The sequence below is a fragment of the Soonwooa sp. genome, assembly GCF_032062245.1.
In the GTDB taxonomy this organism is placed as follows: domain Bacteria; phylum Bacteroidota; class Bacteroidia; order Flavobacteriales; family Weeksellaceae; genus Soonwooa.
Genome location: NZ_DAMBQF010000030.1, coordinates 20796 through 32212, shown reverse-complemented (window position 1 = coordinate 32212; position 11417 = coordinate 20796). Strand labels below are relative to the sequence as shown.

Genomic DNA, 11417 nt, shown 5'->3' with positions numbered 1-11417 from the left:
ATGAATTATGAATTATGAATTATGAATTATGAATTATGAATTATGAATTAATTTTCCTAAAACCTATTTACTTATCTAATAGATTAACGGTTTCATAAAGGTCTTTTCGACGATCGTTCATGACTTGTACTGCACCATTGTAATGCAATTCTTTTAAAAGATTAAGATCTACATCAACAATTAAAGTCATTTCTGTATTAGGCGTCGCTTCTCCTTTTGTAGCATTGGACGGAAACGCAAAGTCTGATGGCGTGAAAACTGCTGCTTGCCCAAACTGTATATCCATATTGCTAACACCAGGCAAGTTACCAACACAACCCGTTATAGCAACGTAACATTCGTTTTCGATGGCGCGCGCAGCTGCACAATTTCTAACTCTTGTGTATGCGTTTTGTGTGTCCGTCAAGTACGGAACAAACAAAATCTTCATGCCTTGATCTGCTAAGATTCTCGGTAATTCTGGGAACTCGACATCATAACAAATTACAATACCAATTTTTCCGCAATCGGTGTCAATAACTTTGATGTCGTTACCACCTTGCATCCCGTAATAACGTCTTTCGTTAGGTGTAATATGGATTTTTCGATATTCGTCGATTTTTCCATCGCGGTGGCAAAGATAACTGGCATTAAACATTTTACCATCTTCCATGATAGGCATACTGCCCGAAATAATATTTATGTTGTAGCTAACGGCGTATTCCGAAATTTTATTTCGAATTTCTTCTGTCATTTCGGCAAGCTTTTCCATCGCTTCACGCTCATGCATGTGATTAAACTGCGCCAACAGAGGCGTGTTAAACAATTCTGGGAATACACAGAAATCGGATTCGTAGCTTCCTAAAACATCAACAAAGAATTCAACTTGTTGATAAAAAGCGTCAATATCTTTGAAGTGACGCATTTGCCATTGTACCAAACCAAGTCTGATGACGCTGTCTTGCATCGTATTCTTTTTGGACGTGTAGTAGATGTTATTCCATTGTAGAAGAACTGCGTATTCTTCGGATTCTACATCGCCTTTTAGATAGCCTTTTAATATTTTTAAAGGAGAAAAATTATTCGACAATTGGAAACTAAGAACTGGATCGTAGATCTCTTTCAATCTAACTTTTTTGATATATTCGCGAGGAGTTAACTCATTGCTATACAGGTGGTAATTTGGAATTCTTCCACCTACGATGATAGATTTTAGATTTTTAATTTCGCATAATTCTTTACGTGCATCATATAGTCTTCGTCCAAGTCTTAATGTACGATATTCTGGGTCGACAAAAGCCTCGATGCCATAAAGTGTGTTACCAATATTACTGTGCGTGTTAAAACTCTCTTGTCCTGTAATTTCGTCGTAAGTATGTTGATCTCCAAAAATCTCATATTGTACAACGATCGAAAGTGCTGCAGCAACCAATTTTCCGTCAACTGTAATACACAACTGACCTTCTGGAAAAATAGAAGTTAATTTTTGAATATTTCGTTTTGCCCAAACATTATCTTCAATATCGGGATAAGCATTTTGCATGGCTGTTGCCAGTTCGTCGTAATCATCTATCGATAGTTTTCTAATATCTATTTGCATATTGTGTTTTTAAATGTTTGATTTTGAATGAATTAATCTTGATGAAAGTTTTAAAAATCTTGTCACCAAAAATACAGCTGAGATCGTCAGCCCAATTCCTAATGCAATCCACATACCGAGTGCGCCCATTTTTTGAACATAACATAAATAATAACCCAAAGGAATTGTGAAAATCCAGTACGCAACAAAGGTAATAATACTTGGGATTTTAACATCTTGAATGCCTCGCAATGCGCCTAACGCTGCCACTTGGATACCATCTGATAATTGGAAAAGTGCTGCGATTATCAATAATTGTGACGCTAAAGTAATAACTTCAACATCGCTTTCTTTCGTGAAGAAATGTGGTAAAATATCTCTAAATGTAATAAATATTAACCCACAAAATATCATAAATAGAAATGCCATTTTAAGATTGTTGATTCCGACTTTTCTTAAACCTATAAAATCATGATTTCCGAGTCGATTACCAATCATAACTGTTGATGCCACGCTAAAACCAATACAAAGATTAAAAGTAAACGATGCCATAGACAAAGCGATTTGGTGTGATGCGATATCTTTTGCACTTATTAATCCGCAAATAAAAGCCGCACCAGCGAAAGCCGTTACTTCGAAAAACATCTGTAAAGCTGTTGGAAGCCCAAGTTTAATCATTTTATTAAACATTGACTTGCTGAACTCCGATATTTTAAGACTAAACTCTTTAATATAGCGTTTTGTTTTTGGCTCTTTAACCATCACAAAGTAAAGGAAAACTACCATGAAAATTCTCGCAATTAAAGTGGCAAGAGCCGATCCTTGAACGCCCATTGCTGGAAGTCCGAACATGCCTTTTATGAACACATAATTAAGAACTACGTTAATGATATTAGCAAGAATTGTGGCTTTCGTTACACCAATCGTATAGCTAAGACCTTCCGAAACTTCGCGTAAAGTTTGGAACATCATAAAAGGTATCATACTAATCGCCATTATGTGCAAAAAGTCAATGGTATCGGGGATGATTTCCTTTGGCTGATCCATATGATAGAGTAGTGGAAGTGCTAACGTTAACGCTAACATCAGTATAATCCCAACAGTCATATTAATCACGAAACCGTGACGAAAAACATTATTAATAACCGAATGTTTTTCTTGAGTTTTCGCTTCCGAAACCAAAGGCGGAATTGCAAAAGAAAATCCTAATGCTAAAACAAAAATCGAAAAGAACACCGCATTTCCCAAAGATACCGAAGCTAATGCTTGCGAGCCAAGCAACTTGCCGACAATAATGTTGTCGAACAAGTTAACGGAAACTTGTCCCACTTGCGTCAACATTACTGGCAATGCTAAGGTTAGAGATTCGCGAGTATATTTTAAGTCAAGAAACTTCATATATTATTAAATTTTTAAAACAAAAAACCGCAGATTTTAAAGTTCTGCGGTTTCCATAGAATATTAAAATCGTTTATTTTCTCACAAAATTAGCAACATCTTCCGCCGAAACCGGATTAGCACCCAAAATAACCAAACGTTCTACAACGTTTCTAAGCTCACGGATGTTACCAGTCCAACTGAATTGTTTAAGCGCCGCAATGGCTTTATCATCAAATTTTTTCGCAGCATTTCCTTGTTCATCAGCGATGTTTTTTGCAAAATGCTCCACCAAAAGAGGAATGTCATCTTTACGATCATCCAATGCTGGAACATGGATTTCGATAACAGAAAGCCTGTGGAACAAGTCTTCACGGAATTTTCCGTCCGCAATTTCTTTATGCAAATCTTTGTTAGTCGCTGCTACAACTCTAACGTCAACTTTTATTTCTTTATCGCTACCAACAGGAGATACTTTGCTTTCTTGTAATGCACGAAGCACTTTAGCTTGTGCTACCAAACTCATATCACCAATCTCATCCAAGAAAATTGTTCCGCCATTAGCTTGTTCAAATTTTCCAGATTTATCTTTAATAGCTCCTGTAAAAGATCCTTTAACGTGTCCAAATAATTCACTTTCAATAAGTTCTGACGGGATTGCCGCACAGTTAACTTCAACCATTGGACCTTTCGATCTTTCACTTTGTGCGTGGATCGCGTGCGCAACTAATTCTTTACCAGCACCGTTAGGTCCTGTAATCAAAACTCTAGCGTCAGAAGCTGCCACTTTTTCTATCATATCCTGGATCATCTTCAAAGCTGGAGAATTACCAATCATTTGATATTTTTTGTTGACTTTCTTTTTTAGTTGGTTGTTTTCTGATTTTAGGCTTTTATTAACTTTCTGTAGATTACCTTTATCCAAAGCATTTTTAACGCTGGTAATCAATCTGTTAATGTCGATAGGCTTTGATATGAAATCATAAGCACCCTCTTTAAGACAATTAACAGCTGTGTCGATATCGGCATGACCAGAAATCATAACAAAAGTAGTTTCTGGTTTTATCTGCATGGTTTCTTTTAGTAATTCGGTACCAGAAAGTTTTGGCATTTTGATATCGGAAATAACCAATGAAAAATCTTCTTTTTCAAGAATTTTTAAGGCTTCGAGCCCGTCGTTAGCGATTTCGAATTCGTAATCTGTAAGCTCTTCTGATAAAATACTATGAAGAACGCCTGAAATGGCTTTTTCGTCTTCTACTATAAGAATTTTTTGCATAGGGCAAAGGTAACAAAAATTGTACTAATTATTAATTAATCATTTAATCATGAAATGTTCTCTTAATCTACCAATATTTTTTTGGTGTGAGAAATTCCGTCTATTGATAAAGTCCCATAATAGACTCCTTTTCTTAAGGATTTAATGTTAATGCGGTCTTCATTTTTAATGTTTAAAACTGTTTTGCCTGAAGCATCAACGATACTAAAATTATAATCTTTAAGTTTTTTATTTAAAAATTCTAAAGTAATATAATCATCTGCAGGATTTGGAGAAATCTGTAGACTTTTGACTTGGTCTTCCGGTGTACAAACTGCCATCGTTTGGTTTTTTGCACCTGCGAAATGCATCATTGCACCAGTAGCAGCTTTAGCAACATTAAAAATATATACAGGATCTAACTTTGCGAATGTATCGCCAGAAGAGTGCGGTTGACTGCTTTCATTAGCTTCGTAGAAACCAGTAATTACTTCACCATTATTTTCAAACGGCATATAATCCGAACTGTAAGCGTGCGACAACTTTGGTTGCAATGGTGAATATAGACTTACGTAAGACATTAACTGCTGCGTAACCGTATTGGATGCTGCATTGTTAGAACTCACATAGTTACTCTCATCGCGTTCGCACATGATTTGGTTGTTGACTTTACCAGCTACGCCACCAACTTCGTCAATATTAAAAACCAGTTTAATATTCATTTTTGGATTTGTAGCATTGACAACATTTTTGACATAAGCCGAACTCCCGATAAGACCTTGTTCTTCACCTGCAAAATTGATGAATTTGATAGAATATTCCGTTTCGATATTTTTTAAAAGTCGGGCTACTTCCAAAATCACAGAAACACCACTTCCGTTGTCATTAGTCCCAGGACCGTTAATCGTGTCATAATGCCCACAGATAATCACAAAAGTATCTGGGTATTTGGTCCCAGTTTTTGTTATGATTAAATTTTTGGAGGTTGTACCTTGGTAACTAAAACTATGTTCTTGCATTTCTGAAGCACTGTAACCAAAGTCTGTGTATTTAGTTTTAAGCCAGGTTAAAGCTTGTGTCAATTTTGCACTTCCAGTAGTTTTGACACCAATATTTTCAAATTCTTGAAGATTAGTTGTAATATTATTTTGTGTCACTTGATTGCTAATTGACGCATAATATGGATTTGCAGTTTGACTAAAGCACAATTTGGTTATAAAAGTGGCAGCGATAAGAAAAGAAGATTTAAGTGTCATTTTAAAAATTTAGGTTTCCAAAGATAATTTTATTCTTAAACATAAAAAAGAGGAATTATAAATTCCTCTTAAGTAAATGATAGTGTGTCAATATTAAAACGTTTTTTGGCTTATTCTTCTTTATTAGAATCTAGCTTGTCAGCAATATTATCTTTAATTTCTTCAGTTTTATCAGCTGCTTTTTCGTAAAGCTCTGACGTTGTATTTTTTGTCGTTTGCCAAGCTTTTTCTGCGAAATCTTTGGTCTCATCCCAAGCATTAGCAACCGAGTTTTTTATTTGATCAAAAAATCCTTCTTTGCTAGGTTCTTGGTTGTTTCTCTTTTGCTCATCAATATAGTTTTTAGCTTGATTCGCTAATTCTGTAATTTTCTCTTGAGAGTTGTTTGCAAAGCTATTAAGAGATTCTTTTGCATCGTTAACAACTTCTTTTGCTTTGTTATAATCTTGATTGTCCATTGTTTTAAATATTTAATGTTTGATATTAGTAGTATTTTCAAAATATATTCCATCATAGTTATAATGGATGTTAAAATATTTCTTATTTTTTCACAAACTTTTCTTAACTAAAATTTGACAAAAATGGAAAAAATAAGATGTGGTTGGTGTGGCAAAGACGAGCTTTACATGGACTATCACGATAACGAATGGGGAAAACCAGTCTATGATGACGAGACACTTTTTGAGTTTTTGGTTTTAGAAAGCTTCCAAGCTGGACTTAGTTGGATTACGATTTTAAGAAAAAGAGAAAATTTTAGAAAAGCTTTTGACAATTTTAATTACAAAATTATAGCTGAATATAATGATGCAAAAGTGGAAGAGTTGATGGCTGACACTGGTATTGTTAGAAATCGGTTAAAAGTTTTAGCAACGATAAATAATGCGAAACGCTTTATGGAAGTCCAAAAAGAATTTGGAAGTTTTTCAAAATATATTTGGGGATTTGTCGATAATCAACCGATTATTAATCAACCTTCAACTCTGAAAGACGTTCCTGCAACCACTGAGACTTCGGATGCTTTAGCAAAAGATTTGAAAAAACGAGGATTCAAATTTCTTGGTTCGACAGTTATCTATGCGCACATGCAAGCGACAGGTATGGTTAATGACCATATTTTGGATTGTCATGCGAGATAGTTTTTATTTTAAAACCGAAAAAAAAGAAAGCCTAGAAATAAATCTAGGCTGTTTTATTTGGATTAAATGAGAGTCACGAACTTATTTAATAACACGTTCTAGCACCCATTCGATCATCATTTTTTCTGAAGCATGATGATCTGCAGCAAATTCGCCACGTCTTCTATTCGCGATAACGCAGTTAACAGTAATAGCTTTGTGTCCTAACAATTTTGAAAGTCCATAGATTGCCGAAGTTTCCATTTCGAAGTTTGAAATCCCTAAATCATTAAGCTTTTCTAAGAATTGATCATCCAAAGCTTTTAGTCTCAATTGACGTCCTTGTGGAGCGTAGAATCCTGGGAAAGTCGCCGTATTACCGTGGTATTTTGCATCCTTATAAAGATCTAGCAATTCTGGCGCACAGTCCGAAAAGTACAACATTGGCTTAATGTTAGCGTAAGGGAAGTTGTCTAAAAATGACTTACTGAATTCGTTTTCAAACTTATAATCGCTATAGAAATGCATTAGTCCGTCAAGACCAACAACATTTTTGCTCACCAAAAGATTGTCCACTTGGATGTCAGGATTAACGCTGCCACAAGTCCCCATACGGAAAAGATCCAAAGACTTATGTTCTGTTTTGAACTCTTTATTCTTAAGATCAATGTTCACCAACGCATCCAATTCGTTCATTACGATGTCGATATTTTCGGTACCGATACCTGTTGACATAACAGTAATTCTTTCACCACGAAGTGTCCCAGTATGCGTGTAGAATTCGCGTTTGTTTTTCTTAATTTCTACGGTGTCAAAATATTTTGAAACACGCGGTACACGATCGGGATCGCCAACTAACAAGATTTTGTCAGCAATATCTTCTGGTAAAAGGTTAAGGTGATAAACACTTCCGTCGTCGTTAAGAACCAGCTCCGAAGCTGCAAGTTTATTAAGCATATTTTATTGTTTTTTTAATTATTGAAAAACCTCTGTTTTAGAAGCTTTTGGAATGAATTGAAGTCAGCATTCGTTCGGTAATTTTTAAGTCTAAAAATTTTTAGAGGTGCTAATTTAGTAAATATTCTCACATATACACTAATATATCGATCTTGCGTTTGTCATATTTATAATGTCTTGATTTAATCAAAAAAATGTAAACATATCATAACATAAGATTAAGCTCTAGATAATATGGTAACAATAGTTTTGTAGGAAAAATTTTTCATGAAGTATTTTATCTATGTTTTGGTGATTGTTATTGGATTTTCTGCAATGTCGTTTGATAAGAGTTATAATGGCAATAAAGCAGAGAATAACTCAATTAATATCGGACTTTCCAATTTTAAAAAAGCTTTAGAGAAATTAAAAACAGATGTTCAGTTGTTTGATGAAGATAAAATCTCTACTGAAGCACTTCAACAATCTTTAAAAAACACACGAAATAGTTTTAAACAAATTGAATTCTATATCGCATACCATTATCCCGAATTTGTGAAAACCAATATTAATAGTGCGCCATTGTATCGTCTAGAAGGCGCTGGTACAACATCTTATACATTGCCACCAGAAGGATTGCAGGTTTTGGACGAGCTTATTTTTTCAGATGAAATTAGAGACAATAAAGAACAAATCAAAGAAATAACAGGTTTGTTGTTTAATAAGTACAATAATTTTAATCTAAGTGCCACTACAAATGGCATCAGCAAAGGCGCTAACAAAACCTTGCCTTTGAGGATAGAACTCATAAGAATCTACAGTCTTGGTGTTACAGGATTTGATACGCCAGGCTCTCTGAATATTGCAGAAGAAGCGCGTCATGCTTTTTTAGGAATGAAAAAATACGTGAATGATGATGCTTATTTCAAAAATTTTGATGTTAAAAAAGCCAATGAATTTTTTGATTTGGCTGATGTTTATCTCTCTAAAAATATCGATTTTGAAAGCTTTGACCGAATCGAATTTTATAAAAAAATAGTTCAGCCTTTGTATGAAGAATTAGGAAGTTGGGATGGAAATCCTGACGATCTAAAAGAATTTTCTGGTTGGAATGTTGGTAACAAAAGCTTTTTTAGTAGCGATTTTCTTAACCCGTATTTTTTTACATTATTAAAAGAATCTGAAGATAATAAGGATTTGCGAAGTCTTGGGAAAACTATTTTCTATGATCAAAGTCTCAGCGACAACGGAAAAATGAGTTGTGCCACTTGTCATCTTCCCGAGAATGCATTCACAGATCTTAAAGTCAAGTCGCCAAGTAATGTAGAGGGCAAAACGGTTTTGAGGAATTCGCCGTCACTTTATAATGCTGTTTTTGCAAAACGATTTTTCTATGACATGCGAGCTTTTTATTTGGAGCAACAAGTTGAGCATGTTATTTATAACGAACATGAATTTAATACAAGCTACGAAAGTATTTTGAAGAAACTGAAATCCGATTCCAAATACAAACAAGCTTTCAGAAAGGCTTTTAAAAATGGAAAAGTTGATAAAATGAATTTTTCTAAAGCTTTGAGTTCTTATGTGGCATCACTTTACTCTTTCGATAGCGATTTTGACCGTTTTATGAGGAATGAAAAAGACATTTCTGATGATGTTAAAAAAGGTTTTAATCTTTTTATGGGGAAGGCCAATTGTGCGACTTGCCATTTTGTGCCACATTTCTCAGGATTAGTTCCACCATTTTTTAATGAAAACGAATCCGAAATTTTAGGTGTTACAAAAGCTCCTATTAATAAAAAACCATTAGAATTGGATGCGGACAAAGGAAGAGCAAATAGCATTGTTAAAAAAGAAAGTTCTTGGATCTACGAGCACTCTTTTAAGACAACTACAGTTCGTAATATCGAATTGACAAAACCTTATTTTCATAATGGTGCTTTCAATACTTTGGAAGAAGTTGTCGATTTTTATAACGAAGGTGGCGGCGAAGGACTTGGTCTTAAGGTTAATAATCAAACGCTTCCTTCTGATAAATTAAACCTAAATGATGCCGAAAAACGACAACTCATCATTTTTTTGAAAAGCCTTACGGATATTAGTAAAAACAAGAATTAATGTAAAATTCATACGTTAACATTGAGTTTTAGATTTAGTAAAATTTGGTTTCATATTCTTAAAATCCTCGTAACAGAAAGCTTTTGCAGAAGAAATAATTTTGCCTCGAAATAAAATAAAAGTTAAAAATGAAAACAAAATTACTATCAGTTGCTGCTTTAGCATTGATGATGTCTCAATTGGCGAATGCCCAATCTTCTTGCACAGGAACGCACATTAGTTGCTTTAAGTCCATCGCACCAACTTCGCAAACCGGAAAACTTATTATCCCAGCAGAACACAAGTATCAGCTCATCCTTAAAGAAGGTGATAACTATACCGAAGGTGGTGGTAAAGTTGGTAGTCAAAACGATTTTACAGGTTATGTTGCAAAAAATGGAAGTAGCGTTGATGGTTATCTTTCGGTTAACCATGAGACTAATCCAGGAGGAGTTACAATGGCTGAGATTAACTACAATGCGACAAAAAAGTTATGGGAACTTACAAGATCTAGAGGTGTTAATTTTTCTACCCCAAGTCTAGTACAGACAATCAGAAATTGTTCTGGTGGCGTGACACCATGGGGAACAATAGTGACGGCTGAAGAATCTGTAACATCTAATGATACCAATGGTGATGGTTACAAAGACTATGGTTGGTTGGTAGAGATTGATCCTGCAACAGCCCAAGTTATTTCTAAAAACCAAGATGGTTCTCAAGGTAAGCTTTGGCAAATGGGTATCATGAATCACGAAAATGTGGTAATTAATAATGCTGGGACTGTAGCTTATTACGGTGAAGATGGTGGAACTAATCTATTCTATAAGTTTGTGATGGATACACCTAATGACTTGTCTTCTGGAGATTTATTTGTTTTAAAAGCTGATCAAGGTCTTAGCAATGGCGATCCGGTGGTTACAACTGCGCAATGGATCCAAGTGCCTAACAAAACGAAAGCAGATCAAAACAACACACAGAATCTTGCAAAATCGCTAGGTGGTACAGCATTCAACGGGATCGAAGATGCGGAAATTAATCCTTTGGATGGTAAAATCTATTTTACAGCAAAAGGCCTTAACAAAGTCTATCGTTTCAAAGATAATGGTACAACAGCTTCGGAGCTAGAAACTTTTGTTGGAGGTCTTAACACGGTGTACTCTTTCGAAACTGCAAATGGTACAATGTCAGAAAAATGGGGAGGTGGTAACGATAACCTAACATTCGACGAACTAGGAAATCTTTGGGTATTACAAGATGGTGGTAAAAATTACATTTGGGTAGTTGCACCAGATCATACACAAGCTAACCCGAAAGTAAGACTATTTGCGTCAATGCCCTCAGGATCGGAGCCTACAGGACTTACTTTTACACCAGATCACAAGTTTGGCTTCTTCTCGATTCAGCATCCAGATTCATCAATTTCTACAGATGTTGATGCGACGGGTAATACAATTGACTATAGAGGAAAATCTGCAACAATCGTTATTGCGCTTAAAGATAATTTGGGATCGTCAGGAAGTTTAGGAACTCAAAATGTTGATAATAACATTACAGTTTCTCCAAATCCTACGTCAGGTTTGGTGAAGATTACCTCGGATAAAGGACTTAAAGATATCAGATTAACAGCTTATAGCATCGACGGAAAAATTGTTTACACAAAACAAATTTCGGGTGTACAGAAGAATGTAGAATTAGATTTAACAAAAGCTCTAGACGCTTCAAAATCTTTAATTCTTAACATCGAAGCTGAAGCTTTCCAAAAAACGGTTAAACTTTTGAAAAAGTAATTATTAATGCAACTTAGCTCCTGATACTTTGTT

9 protein-coding genes are annotated in these 11417 nt (G+C 35.0%); 3 read left to right on the top strand and 6 right to left on the bottom strand.

The genetic code is table 11. The features are described 5' to 3' along the window. Window positions 1-67 precede the first annotated feature (67 nt). The 5 genes from RT037_RS11910 to RT037_RS11890 form a co-directional block, all read right to left on the bottom strand. Window positions 68-1579, bottom strand: a complete 1512-nt coding sequence (locus RT037_RS11910) for a carbon-nitrogen hydrolase family protein (protein ID WP_313031579.1) — start codon at window positions 1577-1579, stop codon at window positions 68-70. Between the two features lie 9 nt (window positions 1580-1588). Further along, window positions 1589-2956 carry an MATE family efflux transporter gene (locus RT037_RS11905; RefSeq protein WP_312324518.1) on the bottom strand — a complete coding sequence of 456 codons (1368 nt, stop codon included), beginning with the start codon at window positions 2954-2956 and terminating at the stop codon, window positions 1589-1591. 73 nt (window positions 2957-3029) lie between these two features. Continuing rightward, a complete protein-coding gene (locus RT037_RS11900) occupies window positions 3030-4214 on the bottom strand; it encodes a sigma-54 dependent transcriptional regulator (protein ID WP_313031574.1) in 1185 nt (394 codons plus the stop codon). A gap of 62 nt (window positions 4215-4276) precedes the next feature. Continuing rightward, entirely contained in the window at window positions 4277-5449 is a 1173-nt protein-coding gene (locus tag RT037_RS11895; protein WP_313031571.1) for a M28 family peptidase, read from the bottom strand. 110 nt (window positions 5450-5559) lie between these two features. Further along, window positions 5560-5907, bottom strand: a complete 348-nt coding sequence (locus tag RT037_RS11890) for a hypothetical protein (protein WP_313031568.1) — start codon at window positions 5905-5907, stop codon at window positions 5560-5562. Window positions 5908-6030: 123 nt separating this feature from the next. Here RT037_RS11890 and RT037_RS11885 point away from each other — a divergent pair, with 123 nt between their 5' ends. Continuing rightward, window positions 6031-6585: a DNA-3-methyladenine glycosylase I gene (locus tag RT037_RS11885; protein WP_313031564.1), complete on the top strand. Its 555-nt coding sequence runs from the start codon at window positions 6031-6033 to the stop codon at window positions 6583-6585. A gap of 81 nt (window positions 6586-6666) precedes the next feature. Here the strand turns inward: RT037_RS11885 and RT037_RS11880 are convergent, their stop codons facing one another. Beyond that, a complete protein-coding gene (locus tag RT037_RS11880; protein WP_313031561.1) occupies window positions 6667-7521 on the bottom strand; it encodes a nucleoside phosphorylase in 855 nt (284 codons plus the stop codon). A 267-nt stretch (window positions 7522-7788) separates the two neighbouring features. Here RT037_RS11880 and RT037_RS11875 point away from each other — a divergent pair, with 267 nt between their 5' ends. Both RT037_RS11875 and RT037_RS11870 read left to right on the top strand, forming a co-directional pair. Then, complete coding sequence (locus RT037_RS11875) at window positions 7789-9618, top strand: cytochrome c peroxidase (protein ID WP_313031559.1); 1830 nt, start codon at window positions 7789-7791, stop codon at window positions 9616-9618. Between the two features lie 128 nt (window positions 9619-9746). Continuing rightward, the gene (locus RT037_RS11870) at window positions 9747-11384 is read left to right on the top strand and encodes an alkaline phosphatase PhoX (protein WP_313031556.1); all 1638 of its coding nucleotides are present in this window, start codon (window positions 9747-9749) and stop codon (window positions 11382-11384) included. Window positions 11385-11417 lie beyond the last annotated feature (33 nt).